21 protein-coding genes are annotated in these 20086 nt (G+C 70.8%); 9 read left to right on the top strand and 12 right to left on the bottom strand.

Going from position 1 to position 20086, the window contains the following annotated elements; genetic code table 11:
• Positions 1-340: 340 nt before the first annotated feature.
• Together AB0G28_RS27570 and AB0G28_RS27565 are read left to right on the top strand one after the other, a co-directional pair.
• Positions 341-901, top strand: a complete 561-nt coding sequence (locus tag AB0G28_RS27570; protein WP_361094911.1) for a GNAT family protein — start codon at positions 341-343, stop codon at positions 899-901.
• 65 nt (positions 902-966) lie between these two features.
• The gene (locus tag AB0G28_RS27565) at positions 967-2001 is read left to right on the top strand and encodes a quinone-dependent dihydroorotate dehydrogenase (protein ID WP_361094908.1); all 1035 of its coding nucleotides are present in this window, start codon (positions 967-969) and stop codon (positions 1999-2001) included.
• Here AB0G28_RS27565 and AB0G28_RS27560 read toward each other — a convergent pair.
• The 8 genes from AB0G28_RS27560 to rimO form a co-directional block, all read right to left on the bottom strand.
• Positions 1973-3412 (bottom strand): amidase family protein, encoded by a 1440-nt coding sequence (locus AB0G28_RS27560; protein WP_361094905.1) that lies wholly within the window; start codon positions 3410-3412, stop codon positions 1973-1975. The two genes, AB0G28_RS27565 and AB0G28_RS27560, sit on opposite strands and share 29 nt — an antisense overlap.
• A 214-nt stretch (positions 3413-3626) precedes the next feature.
• Positions 3627-3887, bottom strand: coding sequence for a hypothetical protein (locus AB0G28_RS27555; protein ID WP_361094902.1), 261 nt, complete (start codon positions 3885-3887; stop codon positions 3627-3629).
• Positions 3888-3921: 34 nt separating this feature from the next.
• Positions 3922-4908, bottom strand: coding sequence for a hypothetical protein (locus AB0G28_RS27550; RefSeq protein ID WP_361094899.1), 987 nt, complete (start codon positions 4906-4908; stop codon positions 3922-3924).
• Positions 4909-4936: 28 nt separating this feature from the next.
• On the bottom strand, positions 4937-5776 hold the full coding sequence (locus AB0G28_RS27545; protein WP_361094896.1) for a PspA/IM30 family protein: 840 nt from the start codon (positions 5774-5776) through the stop codon (positions 4937-4939).
• 300 nt (positions 5777-6076) lie between these two features.
• Positions 6077-6535, bottom strand: coding sequence for a helix-turn-helix transcriptional regulator (locus AB0G28_RS27540; protein WP_043785204.1), 459 nt, complete (start codon positions 6533-6535; stop codon positions 6077-6079).
• A gap of 99 nt (positions 6536-6634) precedes the next feature.
• Complete coding sequence (locus AB0G28_RS27535) at positions 6635-7186, bottom strand: nicotinamide-nucleotide amidohydrolase family protein (protein WP_361094892.1); 552 nt, start codon at positions 7184-7186, stop codon at positions 6635-6637.
• 62 nt (positions 7187-7248) lie between these two features.
• The gene (gene pgsA, locus AB0G28_RS27530) at positions 7249-7890 is read right to left on the bottom strand and encodes a CDP-diacylglycerol--glycerol-3-phosphate 3-phosphatidyltransferase (protein WP_361094889.1); all 642 of its coding nucleotides are present in this window, start codon (positions 7888-7890) and stop codon (positions 7249-7251) included.
• Entirely contained in the window at positions 7887-9323 is a 1437-nt protein-coding gene (gene rimO, locus AB0G28_RS27525) for a 30S ribosomal protein S12 methylthiotransferase RimO (protein WP_361094886.1), read from the bottom strand. The genes pgsA and rimO overlap by 4 nt, the downstream gene beginning before the upstream one ends.
• A 96-nt stretch (positions 9324-9419) precedes the next feature.
• On the opposite strand from rimO, the gene AB0G28_RS27520 reads away from it, so the two are divergent.
• From AB0G28_RS27520 to AB0G28_RS27510, 3 genes are all read left to right on the top strand, one after another.
• Positions 9420-9929 (top strand): amino-acid N-acetyltransferase, encoded by a 510-nt coding sequence (locus tag AB0G28_RS27520; RefSeq protein ID WP_361095021.1) that lies wholly within the window; start codon positions 9420-9422, stop codon positions 9927-9929.
• A 92-nt stretch (positions 9930-10021) separates the two neighbouring features.
• Entirely contained in the window at positions 10022-10456 is a 435-nt protein-coding gene (locus AB0G28_RS27515; protein WP_361094883.1) for a phospholipase, read from the top strand.
• Positions 10457-10482: 26 nt separating this feature from the next.
• Entirely contained in the window at positions 10483-11094 is a 612-nt protein-coding gene (locus AB0G28_RS27510) for a nitroreductase family protein (RefSeq protein WP_361094880.1), read from the top strand.
• Here AB0G28_RS27510 and AB0G28_RS27505 read toward each other — a convergent pair.
• From AB0G28_RS27505 to AB0G28_RS27490, 4 genes are all read right to left on the bottom strand, one after another.
• Positions 11087-11521, bottom strand: a complete 435-nt coding sequence (locus AB0G28_RS27505) for a hypothetical protein (RefSeq protein WP_361094877.1) — start codon at positions 11519-11521, stop codon at positions 11087-11089. The genes AB0G28_RS27510 and AB0G28_RS27505 overlap by 8 nt on opposite strands.
• A 41-nt stretch (positions 11522-11562) precedes the next feature.
• Complete coding sequence (locus AB0G28_RS27500; RefSeq protein WP_361094874.1) at positions 11563-12069, bottom strand: RloB family protein; 507 nt, start codon at positions 12067-12069, stop codon at positions 11563-11565.
• Positions 12070-12134: 65 nt separating this feature from the next.
• Positions 12135-13331: an ATP-binding protein gene (locus AB0G28_RS27495; RefSeq protein ID WP_361094871.1), complete on the bottom strand. Its 1197-nt coding sequence runs from the start codon at positions 13329-13331 to the stop codon at positions 12135-12137.
• Between the two features lie 82 nt (positions 13332-13413).
• The gene (locus tag AB0G28_RS27490; protein ID WP_361094868.1) at positions 13414-15903 is read right to left on the bottom strand and encodes a DNA translocase FtsK; all 2490 of its coding nucleotides are present in this window, start codon (positions 15901-15903) and stop codon (positions 13414-13416) included.
• A 156-nt stretch (positions 15904-16059) separates the two neighbouring features.
• Between AB0G28_RS27490 and AB0G28_RS27485 the strand changes: the two genes are divergently transcribed.
• From AB0G28_RS27485 to AB0G28_RS27470, 4 genes are all read left to right on the top strand, one after another.
• Positions 16060-16875 carry a lysophospholipid acyltransferase family protein gene (locus AB0G28_RS27485; protein WP_361094865.1) on the top strand — a complete coding sequence of 272 codons (816 nt, stop codon included), beginning with the start codon at positions 16060-16062 and terminating at the stop codon, positions 16873-16875.
• 34 nt (positions 16876-16909) lie between these two features.
• A complete protein-coding gene (gene wrbA, locus AB0G28_RS27480) occupies positions 16910-17524 on the top strand; it encodes an NAD(P)H:quinone oxidoreductase (protein WP_361094862.1) in 615 nt (204 codons plus the stop codon).
• Between the two features lie 76 nt (positions 17525-17600).
• Positions 17601-18548: an EamA family transporter gene (locus AB0G28_RS27475; protein ID WP_361094859.1), complete on the top strand. Its 948-nt coding sequence runs from the start codon at positions 17601-17603 to the stop codon at positions 18546-18548.
• Positions 18549-18625: 77 nt separating this feature from the next.
• Positions 18626-20023, top strand: a complete 1398-nt coding sequence (locus AB0G28_RS27470) for an amino acid permease (protein ID WP_361094856.1) — start codon at positions 18626-18628, stop codon at positions 20021-20023.
• Positions 20024-20086: the final 63 nt, after the last annotated feature.

Below are 20086 nucleotides of genomic sequence, written 5' to 3'. Positions count from 1 at the left end.
TCCTAAGTTGTATTCCAACAGGACTCGTGAGGTGGCTGTCCGCTAGCGGATGGCACGTGGAGGACTTTGAGCAGCGATACAACCGAGCCACCTTCGGCTCATCGCCTGCTCCACGTGGTGCCTGATAGCGAATACCAGGCAGTCACCGTGCCCCCGGGGTTCCCGAGCACCAGTCCGGCTCGGGCTCAGGCGTTTGACGGCGCTTGAGAGCACCCCCGGGGGTCCCTTTATCTCGCTCATCTGTGCAGGTCATGCCACCCGGCGTAGCAAGACGACCGTCCGGCGATCAGCGTTTCGGTGTTCTGTCCCCCGGACGGCTGAAGGTCGCTAGCCTGGACGCATGCTCAGGCCCGACTACCCGATCACCACGGCCCGGCTGCTCCTGCGCCCGTTCAGGCCCGACGACCTCGACGCGCTGAACTCCTTCCAGTCCCGCGCGGACGTCGCGCGCTACCTCTACTGGGGCCCGCGCAGCCGCGCCGAATCGGCCGCGGCACTGGCGAAACGGGTGCACAGCTCGACGTTGACGAAGGAAGGGCAGTTCCTGGCCGTGGCGGTCGAGCTGGCCGCGACGGGACAGCTCATCGGCGACCTGAACCTGGAGTGGCTCAGCAGCGAGCACCGGCAGGGCGAGATCGGGTTCGTCTTCCACCCGGACCACCACGGCAAGGGCCTGGCCGCCGAGGCGGCCACCGAACTGCTGCGGCTCGGTTTCGAGGATCTGGGGCTGCACCGCATCATCGGCCGGTGCGACGGCCGCAACACCGCCTCCGCCGCGCTGATGGAACGCCTCGGCATGCGCCGGGAGGCGCACCTCAAGGAGAACGAGATCGTCAAGGGCGAGTGGACCGACGAGCTCATCTACGCGATGCTCGAGGACGAGTGGAAGGACCGCGACTAGTGGTCACTTTCACGTGAAAGTGACGCTCGGGTAGCGCCTGCCGGGTGGTTTGGCAGCATAGGGGCGTGTTCTTCGACAAGATCGTCCGCCCGGCGCTGTACCGGCTCTCCTACCACGACCCCGAGCTGGTGCACGAGCGCACGATCGGTGTCCTGTCGCGGCTCGGCAGGATCGCCCCGGCGGTCGGCGGCGCGCTCCGCGTCGACGACCCGGTGACCGTGCTGGGCCTGCGGTTCCCCAACCGCGTCGGTCTGGCCGCCGGGATGGACAAGAACGGCCGCGCGCTGCCCGCGTGGGCCGCGCTGGGCTTCGGTTTCGTCGAGGTCGGCACGGTGACGCGGCGGGCGCAGCCAGGCAACCCGAAGCCCCGGCTGTTCAGCCTGCCCGCCAGCGACGCGGTGATCAACCGCATGGGCTTCAACAACGACGGCGCCGAAGCCCTCGCGGCGAAACTCGCCCGTGACGGGAAACCGGGCGTCCCGCTGGGGATCAGCATCGGCAAGTCGAAGGTGACCCCGCTCGAAGACGCCGTCGAGGACTACCGGTTCTCGCTGCGCGCGCTGTACCCGTACGCCGACTACTTCGCGATCAACGTCAGCTCGCCGAACACACCCGGGCTGCGGCAGCTGCAGGACCGCACCGCGCTGGCCGAGCTGCTCGGGGAGCTGCGTTCGACGTCGGCCGAGCTGGGCGGCGGTTCGCCGACACCCCTGCTGGTGAAGGTCGCGCCCGACCTGACCGACGACGCACTGGCCGAGCTGCTGGAGGTCGCGCTCGAGCACGGCGTCGCCGGGATCATCGCCACGAACACGACCCTGTCCCGCGACGGCATCGCGGCCGCGGAAAGCGGCCTGGCCGGACAGGCGGGAGGACTGTCCGGCCGGCCGCTGACCACCCGCGCGGCCGAGGTCGTGCGGTTCGTGCACGACCGGACCGGCGGGAGCCTGCCGATCATCGGCGTCGGCGGCATCATGGGCCCGGACGACGCGATCCGGCTCGTCGACGCCGGCGCGTCACTCGTGCAGCTCTACACGGGCTTCGCGCTGCACGGGCCGGGCCTGGTGCGGCGCGTCAGCCGGGGTCTCGCGGCCCGGCGGTAGACGCGAACCGCACGTAACCGCGCCAGGATTCGTAACGGTCCAGACCGGGCCCCTCCGCGGTGAAGCAGCGGATCGCCAACGGCGCGGTGCCGTCGTCCAGCTCGACGCGGTCCAGCACGAAGGGCTCCTCGAGCGTGGCGGCGAACCGCTCGAAGGCGGCCGGGGAAAGCCGCCAGCGCTCGCCGTCGAGACTGGCACCGCCCGGCAGCACGCCCGGCTGCGGCGGCTCGGTGCCCAGCAGCACCATCCGGTAGCCCTCGATGGTCCGGACCGGCCCGGTGAACCGGGCGCCGAGGCCGGTGAGGACGGCGTTGAGCGGCTGGCCGCGCAGGTGGGCGCCGAACACGACGACGTCCTCGCCCGGCTCGGGGTACGGGGTCATCGGCTCGTCCGTGCAGACGGTCGCGAGGTCGAGGCCGATCTGGTCCTCGAACGCCCGCGTCAGGAACGTGACGCCGAACGGGCGGCGGTCGCCCGGCAGGACCGGGACGGTGACCGCGGCGACGTCGAGCAGGTTCGCGAAGGCGGTGCAGGAGGCCAGCCGGTGCCCGACGCCGGACGGGTCGGCCAGGGCTTCGGTGATCCCGGGGTGGTCCGGCACGGTGGGCACGACGAGCGCGTCGTACCCTTCGGGTCCGTGCGCGGAGCAGGTGACCGGTTCGAGCACGGCGCCCGCGGCCCGCAAGCGGGCGAGGACGCTCCTGAACGCGATGCTCGCCGCTTCGCCCAGGGGCAGGTCCACCGGGAACGCGATCCGCGGATGCTCTCCCGTGCCGAGGCGGACGTCGGCGGGCCAGGTACGCGTGGCCGGGTCGACGCCGTCGGGGCCGGTCGCCAGGGCGAGGGCGCGGCGGGCGGCGACCAGGCCGGCGGCGTACACGGAGACGCCGTCGGAGGCGTGGACGCCCGTCATGGGCAGCAGGCCGCGCGTCGGTTTCACGGCGGCGACGGCGTTCAGCGCCGCCGGGACCGCGCCCCCGGTGCCCAGTGCCAGGTCGACGATGCCGAGCGCGACGGCGACCGCCGCACCGCCGCCGCCGACCTTCGTGCGGTCCCAGGCCGAGGCGATCGTGCCGGTGCCGGTCTTGCCGAGCACGACGGCACCCGCGGAGGTGAGCCGGGTGACGACCGTGGCGCTGGTTTCCGGCACGCGGCGGCCGGACGGCTGCTTCGCGACGTCGATCAGGTCCCCCGTGGCGAGGACCGTGCCGGCCAGCGGCAGGTCCTCCCCGGCCTTGACGCGTTCGTCGACGGCCTTCGCGTCGACGAGGACGTCTTCGACGGCGCGGAGGGTGGTCCAGAGTTCGGGGCGGTTGGCCTCGGTGATGCGTTCGAAGGCCGCGATGACGCGTTGCGAGGCGGTGGGCGGGGTCGGCGGCACGGGGTCCGGATCCGGCGGGAGCGTGTTCACGGGGCGTCCTTTCCTCGGCGGGTCGAGAAAGTCCACTGTGTACGGTCGGCGCCGGCGAACCTCAGTGCACGGCGGGCCTCCCGGCGAGTGACACCTCTGCATGCATGACAGAAACGTTAGGTCGCGGACGTTTCCGTAGCCATCAGTTTCCGATTACGCGCGGGTTTCGGCCCCAAGAGGTGAACAGGGGGCGACGCCGGGGTGAAACGCACGATCACGCGCGCCGGGTGACGAAGACCCGGAGGGGCCGGATGGCGGCACCCGAACGGCGGAGTTTGAGATCCGGATGGCGCAGCGAACCCCGAATCCGCGTGATCGAGCCCGGAAGCGACGCGTCCGAAGCCGAAACACGCGTGATGGAAGGGTCGACGCGCGTGATTGGAGGGTCGACACGCGTGATGGGGAGGTCGACACGGCGCGGCTGGGCTTCGCCGCGTGTCGTCCCTTCAATCACGCGTGTCGACTCCTCGATCACGCGTGTCGACTTTCCGGTCACGCGGGGAGGTGGGTCAGGAGAGTTCGCGGAGGGCCATGGCCAGGCCGGCCAGGCGGTCGGTGGCGTCGGTGAGGGCCTGCTTGGACGTCACCAGGCCGTCGCTCGAGGCCGCGACCGTGTGGCCCGCCGCGGCGACCAGGCCGCGGTAGCCCTCGAGGCCGTCGTCGAGCTGCTCGCGGAGCTTGGCGACCGCCGCGTCCAGGGCCGCCTGCTCGCGGGCCGGCGCGGAGTTGCGGCCGCGTTCGATCGCCTGGATGCGGGCCGCCAGGCCGCGGAGCGCGGCCGCGGCTTCGGCCGCGGTCTGCCGGGCGTCCTCGACGGACACCTCGGAAACCGGTGTCGTGCCGACCGAGGACGGCACCGAAAGCTGGCGCAGCAGCTCGGTCAGGGAGGCTTCGCACTCGGTGAGCCGTTCCATCGGCTCGCGGGCCGCCGAACCGGCGAGCGGCAGCGGCGGCGGACCGGCCGGCGCCGACGGGATGGGAGTGCGCTTCAGTTCACGCAGCTTGAGCCCGGACCGGACGCCGAACGTGCCGAACACGACGGCCCCGGCGAACGCCATGATGGCCTGCGGCATCATCGCGGCGCCCGTGGCGCTCATCCAGCCCATGCCGGCCGCCACGGTGAGGACGCCGCAGAGGATCGTCAGCAGGATCCACAACGTCATCGCGCGCGACGTCCGGCGCTTGCGGCGTTCCAGTTTCGCGGCCGGGTGGTTCCAGCGGTCCCACTTCGCGCGGGCTTCGGCGAACGCCGGGACCTGGCTCGCCATCGACGACAGCGTCGCCGACATGTCGGGCCGCCGCACCGGCGGCCGCTGCAGCGGGTTGGGACGCGGGGGCGCGGGCTTCCCGCCGGCCGGATCGGCCGGCGGGAAGTACTTCTGCACCTTCTGGAGCTTCTCCTGGGCGCGCACGGCGTAGTCGGGCAGCTTCTCGATGTGCTTCTCCAGCTTGGCGCTCAGCTCGCTGAAGTCACGGCGCCTGCCCTGCTGGCCCATGCTCGCCCCCTTCGAAGGATCGCCCGGGTCAGGCCGGGTTCTTGCCCTGCTCGGCCTGGACCCGCGCCTGGATCTCGCGCTGGATGTCGGCCTGGCTGGTCGACGCCGGCGCCGTCTTGCCGCCATCGGTCACCTGCGCGACCGAGTCGCCGCGCATGGACGCGCGGATCTGCTCGAGCCGCGAGTGGCCGGCCAGCTGCGTGGTGGAGGCCTGGACCTCCATCATGCGCCCCTGGACCGAGTTCTGGGCGAGCTCGGCCTGGCCCAGCGCCGTGGTGTAGCGCTTCTCGATCTTGTCGCGGACCTCTTCCAGCGACGGCGTGTTGCCCGGCGCGGCCAGCTGGCTCATCTGGTTCAGCGAAGCGGAGACCTGCTCCTGCATCTTCGCCTGCTCCAGCTGCGAGAGCAGCTTGGTGCGCTCGGCGAGCTTCTGCTGCAGCATCTGCGAGTTGCGCTCGACGGCCTGCTTCGCCTGCGCCGCGGCCTGCAGCGACTGGTCGTGCAGCGTCTTGAGGTCCTCGATGCTCTGCTCGGCCGTGACGAGCTGCGTCGCGAAGCTCTCCGCGGCGTTCTCGAACTCGACGGCCTTCTGCTCGTCACCCTTGTTGCGGGCCTCGTCCGCGAGGACGAGCGCCTGCCGGGTGGACGCCTGCAGCTTCTCGACTTCGCCGAGCTGCCGGTTGAGCTTCATCTCCAGCTGCCGCTGGTTGCCGATCACGGAGGCGGCCTGCTGCGTCAGCGCCTGGTGGTTGCGCTGCGCCTCCTCGATGGCCTGCTGGATCTGTACCTTCGGGTCGGCGTGCTCGTCGATCTTCGACGAGAACGCCGCCATCATGTACTTCCAGAACTTCACGAACGGGTTGGCCATCTCCTCCGCCTGCCTTCTTGCGTCCCACGGGCCTAGGTCTCGGGGTGTGGGGCGTCGCTCCCCTGCTGCATGTGCAACGCACCGACCCCGGCGTCGGGTTCCATCGTGTCAGGTCGGCCACGTCCGTTCCAGGCGACCCGGCCGAATTCAGGGATCCCCCCGATCACTACCCGTAGACAACGCGGACGGCCCCGGGCGGGTTGCCCGGGGCCGTCGGCCGAAATCGGGGCTGGCGGGCAGTGTGGGACGCCGACGGCCCCGGGCTCGGTGCCCGGGGCCGTCGTGTCGTGTGCGCTGGACCTACGCAGCTATGGTCGAGGCCAGCTTGGGCTGGCCGATCGTCGTGCGCAGGGTGGTGTTCATCCGTGGCGCCGGGGAAACCCGCAGGTCGGCGAGGTCGTTCCCGATCAGCTCCGACATCAGGCGACCGCCTTCGATGCCGGCCGCCGAGGCCTCGGCGCCCCTCTTCTCCCGGGGCGCGCCTTCCACGATCCGCTCGTCGACCGGTGCGACCTCGACGTTGTCGAGGGCCGAAACGTCCGCCGCCACGTTGTGCAGCAGTTCGCCGAGCGGAAGGTCCAGGGCCTGGCAGATCGACGCGAGCAGCTCGCTCGACGCCTCTTTCTGGCCCCGCTCCACCTCCGAGAGGTAGCCGAGGCTGACCCTGGCGGCGCGGGAGATGTCGCGCAGCGTACGACGCTGGTTGGTGCGGGCATGACGGAGCCGATCACCGATCGCCTCACGCAACAGCACGGTCATCACGCGCCTCCCTTCCGAACAAGTACCCCCTACGTTACCCAGAGCGGCGCCCTGGGCGCAGGAGTTGGTGTGCACGTACGCCAAGGGCGAACGCGTGTTTCACGCCAGATGTTCCCCGAGCAGGGCAAACGCCGCCAGGACCGATTCGGTCCTGATCAAGTCGCGGTCGCCGGCCAAGGCCAGGGTACGGACTGTGACAAACGAGGCTTCGCCTCGGGCCGGGGGCTCCGCCACCCGAGCCCCCGAAAGACGCAGGGTACGTGTTCCCGGCCCGGCGAGCCCGACGTGCACGGTGCCGGGAGCGACGCCGTCCTGGGCCGACGGCCCGGCCACGCCGGTGAGCCCGAGACCCCAGGTGGCGCCGCAGCGGTCCCGGGCCCCCTCGGCCAGTTGCGCGGCGACCTCGGGGTGGACGGCACCGTGCTCGGCCAGCAGGCCGGGGTCGACGCCGGCCAGGGTGGTCTTCAGCTCGGTGGCGTAGACGACGAAGCCGCCGCGCAGGGCCGCGCTCGCCCCGGGGACGCGTGCCAGGGTCGCGCAGACCAATCCCGCGGTCAGCGACTCGGCAGCGGCCACGGTCTCGCCCCGCGCGGTCAACGCGCCGATGAGGGCGGCGGCCTGCTCGTCCCCCGAAGGTCGCGAATGACTCATTCCGGACGCCGGAGGTCCCGAATGAGTCATTCGCGATGCTCCGGCGGGGGTTTCGGCCACCCTCAGCTCCCGGTGACCCGGCGCCCGGCCGCGCGCAGCCGCACCGCCCGCACCAGGTAATCCACCCCGGTCACCACCGTCAGCACCAGCGCCAGCCCCATCAGCGACCACCGCACCGGGTCCGCGCCCGCCGGCAGCGGCAGCAGGTACGCCACGATCGCCGCGATCTGGGCCATCGTCTTCGCCTTGCCGCCGCGGCTGGCCGGGATCACGCCGTGGCGGATCACCCAGAAGCGCAGCAGCGTGACGCCGATTTCGCGGACCGCGATGACGATCGTGACCCACCACCCCAGCTCGCCCAGCACGCTCAGCCCGACCAGCGCCGCGCCGGTGAGCGCCTTGTCCGCGATCGGGTCGGCGATCTTGCCGAAGTCGGTGATCAGGCCGTACTTGCGGGCCACCCAGCCGTCGAGCTGGTCGGTGGCCGAGGCGATGGCGAACAGCCCGGTCGCGATCGCGCGCCAGGTCGTGTCGTGGCCGTCGCCGACGAACAGCGCGACGACGAACAGCGGCACCAGGACCAGCCGCGACAGCGTCAGCAGGTTCGCGACGTTGAGCGTCGGAACCGGGGTCGGCTCGGGGACCTGCGCGGGCCCCCCGTGCGTCAGGCCCTCGTCGGCGGCGTCGCTGGGGAGCGCACTCACCGGTCGGCGTCCGGTACCGCGCGGACGATCAGGTCCACGCCCGCCGAGTCCACGACCTCGCAGCGCAGGAAGTCACCCACCTGCGTCTTTTCCGGCGCGTCGAGGATGACGCACTCGCCGTCGACCTCCGGCGCCTGGTGCGCCGCACGCCCGGTCAGCTCGCCGTCGTCGTCCAGCTCCACCAGGACGTCGACGAACGTGCCGATCCGGTCCTCGGCGCGCTGCGCGGTCAGCTCCTCGACCAGCGCCGAGATCCTGGTGACGCGCGAAGCGACCTCCTCGGCGGAGAGCTTGCCGTCGAACGTCTCGGCCTCGGTGCCGTCCTCGTCGGAGTAGCCGAACACACCCACGGCGTCGAGGCGCGCGCCGGTCAGGAACCGCTCCAGTTCGCTCAGGTCGTGCTCGGTCTCGCCCGGGAAGCCGACGATCACGTTCGTCCGGATGCCCGCCTCGGGCGCGTACTCGCGGATCTGCTCGCACAGCGCCAGGAACGAGTCCGTCGAACCGAACCGGCGCATCCGGCGCAGCACCTGCTCGCTGGAGTGCTGGAACGACAGGTCGAAGTACTCGGCGACGCCCGGCGTGGTCGCGATGGCCTTGACCAGCTGCGGGCGCGTCTCGGCCGGCTGCAGGTAGGAGACGCGGACGCGCTCGATGCCGTCGATCTCCGCCAGCCGCGGCAGCAGCCGCTCCAGCGCGGTGGCGCCGTCGCGGCCGAAGTCCTTGCCGTAGGACGTCGAGTTCTCGCTGACCAGGAACAGCTCCTTGACGCCGTTTTCGGCCAGCCACAGCGCCTCGGCGACGACCTCGTCGGGCTGCCGCGAGACGAACGAGCCGCGGAACGACGGGATCGCGCAGAACGAGCAGCGCCGGTCGCAGCCGGAGGCGATCTTCAGCGCGGCGACCGGCGAGTCGTCGAGGCGCGTGCGCAGCACCCGCGGGCCCCAGCCGTGCTGCGCGTGCCCCGGGACCTCGACGGTCTCCGCGGCGGCGGGCCGCTCGACCGGGCTGATCGGCAGCAGCTTGCGGCGGTCGCCCGGCGTGTGCGAGGCGATCTTGCGGCCGGCGACGACGTCGTCGAGCCGGGCGGAGAGGTCGGCGTAGTGGTCGAAGCCCAGCACCGCGTCGGCCTCGGGGAGGCTGTCGGCGAGCTCGTGCCCGTAGCGCTCGGCCATGCAGCCGACGGCGACGACCTTCTTGCCCGTGTCGGACGCCGCGAGCAGCGTGTCGACCGAGTCCTTCTTGGCCGACTCGACGAAGCCGCAGGTGTTGACCACCACGACGTCGGAGTCCTCGGGGTCGGCCGCCAGCTCCCAGCCGCCGGCCGCGAGCCGGCCCGCCAGCTCCTCCGAGTCGACCTCGTTGCGGGCGCAGCCCAGGGTCAGCAGGGAGACGCGTCGGGTGGCGGCTGGGTCCGTGGCAGGGGAAGGCACGACGTTCAGGGTAGCCGCCGGGCCCGGGCGGCCCGACGACGGCGTAGCCCGGTGGTGTCACCGCGCGTGGCAAGCGATGTGGCAGGGTTGACGATCGTGCCGTCCGCCTCGCCCCGCCCGACCGTCCGCCGCGCGCGGATCGCCGACGTCCGCAAGATCAAGACCCTGGTCGACTCGGACGCCGGCCGCGTCCTGCTGGAGAAGGACCTGGTCACGCTGTACGAGGACGTCCAGGAGTTCTGGGTCGCCGAAGTGGGTGACGACGTCGTCGGCGCGGCCGCGCTGCACGTGCTGTGGGAGGACATCGCCGAGCTGCGCACCGTCGTGGTCGACAAGGCCGTCCGCGGCCAGGGGGTCGGGCGGGTGCTGGTCGCCCGGCTGGTCGACGAGGCGCGTGAGCTGGGTCTCAAACGGCTGTTCGTGCTGACCTTCGAGACGAGCTTCTTCGCCGGGCACGGGTTCGTGGAGATCGACGGCACCCCGGTGTCGCACGAGGTCTACGAGGAGATGCGGCGCTCGCACGACACCGGCGTCGCGGAGTTCCTCGACCTGCCCTACGTCAAGCCGAACACCCTGGGAAATTCCCGCATGCTGCTCGAACTCTGAGTGAAAACCTCCTTTCGGGCGGTGACGCGCGCCACTTCCGGGCCGGATGCTGGTCGGGCACCCGTCCACCGGACCGGCAGGGGGAACACCGAATGCGCACGACACTGCGGAACCTGGGGGCCGGCGTGACGGTGGCCGTGTCCGTCGGCGCGGGAGCCCTGCTGGGCACCGGCACCGCGGCGGCCGCCGACATCCCGGCGCTGACCGACCAGTACCTCTTCTCGACGTCCCTCTCCGGGTTCGAGACGATCCGGAACTCCGCGCCGTACCCCGGGCAGCTCGACTGGTCGTCGGACGGCTGCTCGTGGTCGCCGGACAAGCCGTTCGGGTTCCAGTTCCTGCCCGGCTGCCACCGGCACGACTTCGGCTACCGCAACTACAAGAAGCAGGGGCGGTTCACCGAGGCCGCCCGCAAGAAGATCGACGACAACCTCTACGCCGACCTGAAGAGCGTCTGCGGGTCGAACCTCGCCTGCAAGGGCACGGCCTGGACGTACTACGAGGCGGTCCGCAAGTTCGGCGGCTGAGCGACCCGCGGGCCAGGATGGGGACCATGGAGATCGATCACCTGCTCAGCACGACCCGTGCGGTCCGCCGGAAGCTCGATCTGGAGCGGCCGGTGGAACCCGAAGTCCTGGACGAGTGCCTGAACCTGGCGCTGCAGGCCCCGACCCCGGGCAACGTCCAGGCCTGGCGCTGGCTCGTGGTGCGCGACCAAGACGTGAAGAACCGGCTCGGCGCGATCTTCCGTGAGGTCGGCGAGGCCTACCTCGCGGAGCGGGCGAGCGCGGCGCCGTCGCGGATGCTGGCGTCCGGGCGGCACCTTCTCGAAGTGATCGACCGGGTCCCGGTGTTCGTGATCCCGGTGCTGGCCGGCCGCCCGGCCGGGGACAACGCGGTCGACGCAGCCTTCTACGGCGGCATCTTCCCGGCGGTGTGGAACCTCCAGCTGGCCCTGCGTTCACGCGGGCTGGGTTCGACGCTCACGACTTACCACCTGGCGCGGGAAGCGGAGGCGGCGGAAATCCTGGGCATCCCGGAGGGCCACACGCAGGCGGGGCTGCTGCCGGTGGCGTACACGACGGTGCCGGACTTCAAGCCGGCGCCGCGCACGCCGCTGTCCGAAGTGGCTTTCCTCGACTACTGGGGCACGCCGCTCACCTGATCCGGACCGTCGCCTCCCCGCCGTCTTCGCTGACGGACACCAGCTCGACGCGGCTGGCGGCGAACGACGTCGCCTGCGGGCCGGTGCGCGGACCGCTGTGCAGCTCGGCCGTGGTGCTCTCGCCGCGGCCGGGCTCCTTCAGCAGGAAGGCCAGCGTGGCCTCGCCCTGCCAGACGCACGTCATGCCGGGCCGGCACCGCGAGTCTTCGACGACCCGCAGGTAGCGCACGGTCAGGTCCTTCCCCTGCACGGCGGCTTCCTGCCCGAGGCGCAGGGTGACGTCGTGCCCGGCGGGAGCACTCACGGTGTCCTCGGCCGGCGCGGGCGGCGCGGCGGGCCCGGGCTGCCCGGAGGCGACCGCGCTCCCGGCGCCCACCGTGACGACGGCGAAGGCGAACAGTCCGGCTACGAATCGCTGTAGGTCCACGCCGTCAAGACGGAACAGCCCCGGCCCGGGGTTGCATGTGGTCAGAGGACCTTCTTGACCAAGGCCCAGACTCCCGTAGCGGGGTTGTGCTCATGTTCCGTGGCGAGAGCGTGGCCCAGCTCCTGCGCCCGCTCGACAGCCCCTTCCACGCCCTGCTCGTAGTCCGCGAATCGCAGCGCCGACTTGTCGTACTCGGGAACGTGCCGCCGAAGGCGCCTCGCCACATCGGCATAGCAGGGCAACGGCGCGGCGCACGCCTCGAAGTGGAGCAGGAGCCAGTACTCGAAGCACGGGTTGGAGATCGCCAGGCTGATCCCTGCCCTGCGGGCGGTGGTGACGGCTTTCGCCACGTCGAAGTCGTCCACGTCGACGACGCACCAGACCTCGTCGTAACTGTCCCCGGCCTGGTTCCGCAACCCGGCCGCGTAACGAACGACCGTGTGAGGATCAGCCCCCTTCGTCTTCACCTTGATCGTCACGGCGGGATTCCGCCTCGTCAGTTTGAGGCCTTGGAGATAAGCCGGCTCGGTTGCTTCCGCGCCGCACACGACGAGAAGGCACGATCTCGGTTCCCGGAAGGCACTACGCCTTCGACCGCTGTTCTCCCGTCGCGTCATCCCCGGCCGACCGCCGCCAGGAAGTCGCCCAGTACGGGCACGGCGCCGTAACTGCCGTTCAGGTAGCGGCGTTCCGTGTTCTGGTCCTTTCGCGGTTTGAAGTCGGTGAGCGGGTAGAGCTGGCTCGCCCCTTCCGCATCCTTCTCCACGAACCAGATCTCGTCTCGCTCCAGGACCTGGTCACCCAGCATCGTGCCGAGCAGGCTCGTGTCATGGGTGGTGAAGATCAGCTGGGCGCCTCCCGGGTTGGTCTGCCGGTCCCGGAAGATCTTCACCAGCTGGGCCGTCAACAGCGGATGCAGACTCGCATCGATCTCGTCGACGATCATCACTTTTCCGCCGTCGACAGCGTCCAGCACCTGCGGAAGCAGCTCCAGCCAGTTCAGCGTGCCCGACGATTCGCACCGGAGGTCGAACGGCTCCCGGCCGGGTCCGTGCAGAAGCTTGAGCTCCCGTTCCGGTGAACGCGGGTCGGAGCGGAGGGCCGGTGACTCCCGGCCACCCTCGACGACCAGGTCGACGACTCCGACGTCAGCGGCTCCGAGCAGGGAGACCACCCGGGGCAGGTTTTCCGGTTTCCGTGACAGATAGCGTCCGACGAAGTCCCCCAAGGCGTGCTGAGGGAGCTGGGTGCCCAGCTTCCGGACCGTCATCCCGCTCGCGAACCACTCGAACACGGGCATCAACGGCCCGATCATGAGGCTGGCGCAGACACTGAGCAAGAGCCGGTCGGGCCGGATGAGCTCCTCGAGCACGTCGAACTTCGCCTTGGAATCCACCACCGTGCCGCCCACTTTGAGCTCTGCGCCGGAGCGTTCGAAGAGGAGACGCTTGCGCTTCGCCGGGTAGGCGTACAGCCATTCTTCGGCCACAGCGTTCTCGGTCAGCCGGAAGCCGTACGTGTACGGAACGCCGTCCACCACGACTTCCACCACGAACACCGAATACCCGAGCCTCGGTCCGGCCCCGAGCTTGTACGGCTCGAAGGCGGCAGCGGACATCGACCTTCCGCAAACGAGCAGCTGCATGAAGGCGAGCCCGTGAAGCAGGTTCGACTTGCCGGACGCGTTGGCGCCGTAGATCGCCGCGACCGGGACCACGGGCCGAGCATCACCGGGCAGGGCGGGCATGAGCAGCAGCTCGTGCTCGTCACGGAACGAGCGATGATTGCCCAGCCGGAAGCTGCGGAGCACGTGACCACCTCCCTGGCGATGCTTCAAGCCGATCCATACCAGTAAACCGCACAGAACAGCTCGAAGCATCAGCCAGGGGTGGCTACTCGTCGTCGCCCGCGTCCACGTCGACCGGGCCGCCGCCGCGGATCATGAACAGGACCGACTCCAGCTCCTCCGGCTTGATCAGCACGTCCCGGGCCTTCGAACCCTCCGACGGGCCCACCACGCCACGGCTCTCCAGCAGGTCCATCAGGCGGCCGGCCTTGGCGAAGCCGACCCGCAGCTTGCGCTGCAGCATCGATGTCGAACCGAACTGGGAGGTCACGATCAGCTCCGCCGCCTGCAGCAGGACGTCGAGGTCGTCGCCGATGTCCGGGTCGATCTCCTTCTTCTCGCCCGCCTTCTGGGCCGTGACGCCGTCCTGGTACTCCGGCTGCGCCTGCTCCTTCGCGTAGTTGACGACCGCCGCGATCTCTTCGTCGCCGACGAACGCGCCCTGGATGCGGACCGGCTTGCCGGCGCCCATCGGCAGGTAGAGCGCGTCGCCCATGCCGATCAGCTTCTCCGCGCCCGGCTGGTCCAGGATGACCCGCGAGTCGGTCAGCGACGACGTCGCGAACGCGAGCCGCGAAGGCACGTTGGTCTTGATCAGACCGGTGACCACGTCGACCGATGGCCGCTGTGTCGCCAGGACCAGGTGGATCCCCGCCGCACGGGCCTTCTGGGTGATGCGGACGATCGCGTCCTCGACGTCGCGGGGGGCGGTCATCATCAGGTCGGCGAGCTCGTCGACGATCGCCATGATGTACGGGTACGGCCGGTACTCGCGCTCGGACCCCGGCGGCGCGGTGATCTCGCCCGAACGCACCTTCTTGTTGTAGTCGTCGATGTGCCGGACCTTGTTGACCTGCATGTCCTGGTAGCGCTGCTCCATCTCCTCCACCAGCCAGGCCAGCGCGGCGGCGGCCTTCTTCGGCTGGGTGATGATGGGCGTGATCAGGTGCGGGATGCCCTCGTACGGCGTCAGCTCGACCATCTTCGGGTCGATCAGGATCATCCGGCACTCGTCCGGCGTCGAGCGCGCGAGCAGCGACACCAGCATCGAGTTGACGAAGCTCGACTTACCGGAACCGGTGGAACCGGCGACCAGCAGGTGCGGCATCTTCGTCAGGTTCGCGGTGACGAAGTGGCCCTCGATGTCCTTGCCGAGGCCGATCACCATCGGGTGGTTGTCCTTGACCGTGGACGGCGCGCGCAGGACGTCACCCAGGCGGACCATCTCGCGGTCGGAGTTCGGCACCTCGATGCCGACCGCGGACTTGCCCGGGATCGGCGCCAGCAGGCGGACGTTGTCGGTGGCCACCGCGTAGGCGATGTTCTTGGTCAGCGCGGTGATCTTCTCGACCTTCACGCCCGGGCCGAGCTCGACCTCGTAGCGCGTGACCGTCGGGCCGCGGGTGAAGCCGGTGACCTGCGCGTCGACGTTGAACTGCTCCAGCACGCCGGTGATCGCCTCGATCATGGCGTCGTTGGCCTTGCTGCGGGACTTCGGCGCGTCGCCGAGCTTCAGCAGGTCCGGCGGCGGGAGCTGGTAGTCGCCCTCGACCGTGCGGGTGACCGCCAGCGGCGGTTCCGGGGCCTTCTTCGGCTTCTTCTCCGGCACCTCGACCGGCTTGGGCGCGGCCTTGGGCGGCTTGATCGGCGTCGGCGCCTCGGCCAGCATCGCGTCGAGGTCCAGCTGCTCGGCGGTGGCTTCGCTGGCCTGGCGGCGCCGCGACGGCTTGCGCAGGCGCGCGGACTTCGGGTCGGCGTCGGTGACCTTCTCTTCGTCGGTGGCGAACCCCGAACGCTGGCTCTCGGCCTCGGCGATCTCCTCCTCGTCGAGGCCCCAGTTCCGCAGCCGGTTCGGGATTTCGCGGACCGGCGTGCCGGTGAACACCAGCACGCCGAAGAAGAGCGCGAGGATCAGCAGCGGCACGGCGACCCAGGTGGTGACGCCCATGGTGAGCAGGCCGCCGGAGAAGGCGCCGACGATGCCGCCGGCGTACATCCGGCCGTCGTTGGTCTCCGGCAGCGCGGTGAAGATGTGCAGCATCCCGAGCACCGACAGGACGACCATGATCGTGCCGACCACCATCCGCGGCCGCGTCTCCGGGTGCGGCTCGGACCGCATCAGCGCGACGGCGACGACGACCAGCACCAGCGGCAGCGTGACGGCCCCGGCGCCGAGGACGGTCCGGGTCGCGATCTCCACCCCGGCGCCGATCGGGCCGGCCGCCCGCCACCAGACGCCGACTGCCGCGACGATGGCCAGGGCGATCAGCCCGAGCGCGAGGCCGTCGCGGCGGTGTTCCGGCTCGAGCTCGCGGGTGCGGCCGACCGTGCGGGCCAGCGTGCCCAGGCCCTTGGCCAGCAGGTTCCAGGTCCCGCGCACGCCCTTGCCGAAGATCCCGGGTGTCTTGCGGCGAGCGCGGGGCGGGGGCTTGCGAGCGGACGACGTACGCGGCTTCGCGGGTGTACGCGGCTTACGCGCCGCCGCCCCCTTCGCGCCGCTTCCCGTGCTTCTCTTCCTCGTCGCCGACCCAGCCATGCCGTTTACGGTAACCGGCCGTGGCGGTTCGTCCCACGCGCCACTCTCGGCCCTCGGTGAACTTCTGCCTCACATCCGGGGTTGAGCGGCCATCCGGGTGAACCGATCCGGCCAGTGCGCAAACGGGTGAAATCGGCGTCTGCCATGCTCTGCCCCATGGTCGCGCTGAACTCCGAAAACACCGCCCGCCGGGCGCCCGCCATCTGGCGGACCATGCTGAACATCGACCGCGGGCTGGTGAACCTGGTGGGACGGCTGACCGTCACCGGCCGGGTCCCCGCGCAGCTGCGGGGGCGGCCGCTGCTGATGGCCGCCAACCACATCGGCGTGTTCGACGCGTTCGTGCTGATGGCGGCGTGCAAGCGGATCGGCATCAACCCGCGGTTCATGCTGGCCGGCGGCATCTTGGACGCGCCGGTCATCGGCCCCGCGCTGCGGGTCAGCGGGCACCTGCGGGTCGACCGCAAGCACGCCGGCACCGCCGTCGGGCAGTTCGCCGAGGCCGTCGAGGCGATGAAGACCACGCGCGAGCCGATCATCGTCTACCCCGAGGGCCGGATCAGCCACGACCCGGGCCTGTGGCCGGAGCGCGGCAAGACCGGCGCGGCGCGGCTGGCGCTGGCGTCCGGGGTGCCGGTGATCCCGATCAGCCAGTGGGGCGCGCACGAGGCCGTCTACTGGGGCACCGAGACCGTCAACGGCCCGGCCGACCTGGTCCCGCTGGCCCGCTCCGGGCTCAGCGCGCCGCTGCGCCGGCCGCGGTTCAAGGTGCACTTCGGCGACCCCGTCGACCTGTCCGAAGTCGAGCCGGAGCGGCCGGGCGCCGGGGTGCGCGCGCACGCGAAGATCATGCAGGCGATCACCGACGGGCTCGTCCCGCTGCGCCGCGACGAACTCGACCGCCCGCGCTTCCACGACCCGACGCGGCCCACCGACACCGTCAGCCCCTGGAAGCCCACGTCCGCATCCTGAGACGCCCGGTCCGGCAGCCCTAGAGTCGGCGGACGTGAGCACACGGATACTCGTCGTCTACTACAGCTCGACCGGGAACACGGCCGCCCTCGCCGAGTCGCTCGCCGCCGGCGCCCGCGAGACCGGCGCCGACGTGCGGGTGCGGACCGTGCCGGAAACCGTGCCCGCCGACGCCATCGCGCAGAACCCGCGGTGGCAGGCCTGGATCGACGCCGGCCCGCACCACGAACTCGCCACGCTCGGCGACCTCGAGTGGGCTGACGGGCTCGCGGCGGGCAGCCCGACCCGGTTCGGCGGCCCGGCCGCCCAGCTCAAGTCCTTTTTGGACAGCACCGGTGGCCTGTGGGCGAAGGGAAAGCTCGCGGACAAGGTCGCGACGTCGTTCACGACGGCGTCCACCCTGCACGGCGGGCTCGAGTCGACACTGCTGGCGATCAACAACGTCTTCTACCACTGGGGCGCGATCGTGGTGCCGCTCGGCTACACCGACCCGCACCTGCTGGAGTCCGGCAACCCGTACGGCGGCTCGTTCGTGTCCCGCAAGTCGGCGGCGCCGGACGACGTCGCACTCGGCGCGTTGCGCGTCCAGGGACGGCGGCTGGCCACCATCACGACGCACGTGGCGACCGGCCTCAAGCAGGCCGAGTAACCAGCCGGAGTAACCGGGCCGAGTAACCGGAAAAAACGGTTCGGCGGTGACGTCGGTGCGCCCTAGAGTCGCCAGGGTGACCACCGAGCTGCCCGTCCTCGCCCCGCCGCGGGCCGCCCACCGCGGCCGCGGGACCGTCTTCGTGCTGCTGGCCGCGTTGTTCTTCAGCACGTCCGGCACGCTCGGCAAGTCCGCGATGGCGGCCGGGATCACCCCCGAGCAGGTGGCCGCGATCCGGATCGCGCTGGCCGGGGTCGTGCTGTTCGCCGGGGTGGCGCTGGTGGCACCGCGGAAGCTGCGCGTCCGCCGGGCCCAGCTGCCACTGCTGGCCGGCTACGGCCTGCTCGGCGTCGCCGGCGTCCAGCTGCTCTACTTCGTCGCCGCGGGACGGATCCCGGTCGGCATCGCCATCCTGCTGGAGTTCGTCTCGCCGGTGCTCATCGCGCTGTGGGTGCGGTTCGTGCGGCGGCACCGGCTGCCGCGCCCGGTGTGGGGCGGCATCGGGCTCGCCATGGTGGGGCTCGCGCTGGTCGCCCAGGTCTGGCAAGGCGTCACCTTGGACGGGCTCGGCCTGCTGGCCGCCCTCGGCGCGGCGCTGTGCTCGGCGGCGTACTTCCTGCTCGGCGAACGCGCGGTGGCCGACGTCGACCCCCTCGGGCTGGTCACCTGGGGCATGCTGATCGGCGCGGTCGCGATCGGCCTCGTCGTGCCGCCGTGGACGTGGCCGGTCGGGCTCCTCGGCACGCGGGTCGCGTTCGGCGCCTGGCAGCCGCCGGTCTGGCTGCTGCTGACCCTGCTGGTGCTGGTCGCGACGGTGCTCGCGTACGCCTGCGGCATCTCGTCGCTGCGGCACCTGCCCGCGTCGGTGGCGAGCGTGCTCGGGCTGGTCGAGCCGGTGATCGTCACCGTCACGGCCTGGGTGCTGCTCGGGGAGGAGCTCACCTGGCTCCAGTTGCTCGGCTCGGCGATCCTGCTGACCGGGGCGTACATCGTGCAGCGGAAGTCGGAGATCCTCGCCGGTTGAAATTGCGCAAATTCTGCACCCGACGTCGCCCAGGTGGAGAATTTCCGCGATCCACGCTCACCCGGGGAGGAAGCACCTTGGCGACGAAGTCCGGGCTGCGGCCCGATCTGCGGCAGCGGCACGTCCGGATGATCGCCCTCGGCGGCATCATCGGCGCGAGCCTCTTCATCGGCAGCGGCGCGGTGATCCACACCGTCGGCCCGGCCGCCGTGCTGTCCTACGCGCTCGGCGGGCTGCTCGTCGTGCTCGTCATGCGGATGCTCGGCGAGATGGCGACCGCCGCGCCGGCACTGGGCTCGTTCATGGAGTACGCACGGGACTCGCTCGGCGGCTGGGCGGGCTTCACCATCGGCTGGCTGTACTGGTACTTCTGGGTCGGCGTGGTCGCGTTCGAGGCCGTGGCCGGCGCGAAGATCCTGCAGGGCTGGATTCCCGGTGTGCCGCAATGGGTCTTCTCGCTCGCGCTGATGCTGCTGCTGACGGCGACGAACCTGGCGTCGGCGCGTTCGTTCGGCGAGACGGAGTTCTGGCTGGCGTCGATCAAGGTCGCCACGATCGTCGTGTTCCTGGTGCTGGGCCTGCTGTTCGTGCTCGGGCTCTGGCCGGGCGCGCACTTCTCGATGGGCAACATCGGTCTCGACGGCTTCGTCGCGAAAGGCCCCTTCTCGGTGGTGCACGGCGTGGTCATCGTGATCTTCTCCTACTTCGGCGCGGAGATCGTGACGATCGCGGCGGCCGAGTCCGACCAGCCGGAGACGGCGGTCCGCAAGGCGACGTCGACGATCGTCTGGCGGGTGATCGTGTTCTACGTCGGCTCGGTGGCGCTGCTGGTGATGATCACGCCGTGGCGGGAGATCCCGAGCGAGACGAGCCCGTTCGCGGCGGCGTTCAGCCGGTTCGGCGTCCCGGCGGCGTCGACCATCGTGTCGGCGGTGGTGCTCACGGCGGCGTTGTCGGTGCTCAATTCGGGGCTGTACACGGCATCCCGGATGCTGTTCGCGTTGCGGCGGCACGGGTGGGCGCCGGGCTGGATCTCGGACACGAACGCACGCGGCGTCCCGTGGAAGGCGATCCTGGCGTCGACGTCGGTCGGGTACGTGGCGGTGGTGATGAGCTACGTGTCGCCGGACAAGATCTTCTACTTCATCATCAACTCGGCGGGCGCGGTGGCGCTGTTCGTCTACGCGATCATCTGCGGCTCGCAGATCCGGATGCGCCGCCGTCTCGAGGCGACGGACCCGGACCGGCTGAAGCTCCGGATGTGGGGATACCCGTGGCTGAGCTGGGTCACGTTGGTCCTGACCCTGGTCGTGGTGGCGTCGATGCTGTTCGTCGACGCCGACGCGCGGTCCCAGCTCTACCTCAGCCTGATCAGCCTGGCGGTGATCCTGGCCGTCTACGCCCTCATCCGCCGCCGATCCGACCGTGAAGCAACGGTCGACACGCGTGATCGAAGGGTCGACACGCGTGATTGAAGGGACGACACGGCGCAGCCGGGCCGCGTCGTCGCTCCAGTCACGCGTGTCGACCCGCTGATC

The organism is Amycolatopsis sp. NPDC021455 (genome assembly GCF_040640995.1).
Lineage (GTDB): Bacteria > Actinomycetota > Actinomycetes > Mycobacteriales > Pseudonocardiaceae > Amycolatopsis.
The sequence above is the reverse complement of the archived record's forward strand: the minus strand, read 5'-3'. Positions and strand labels throughout refer to the sequence as shown.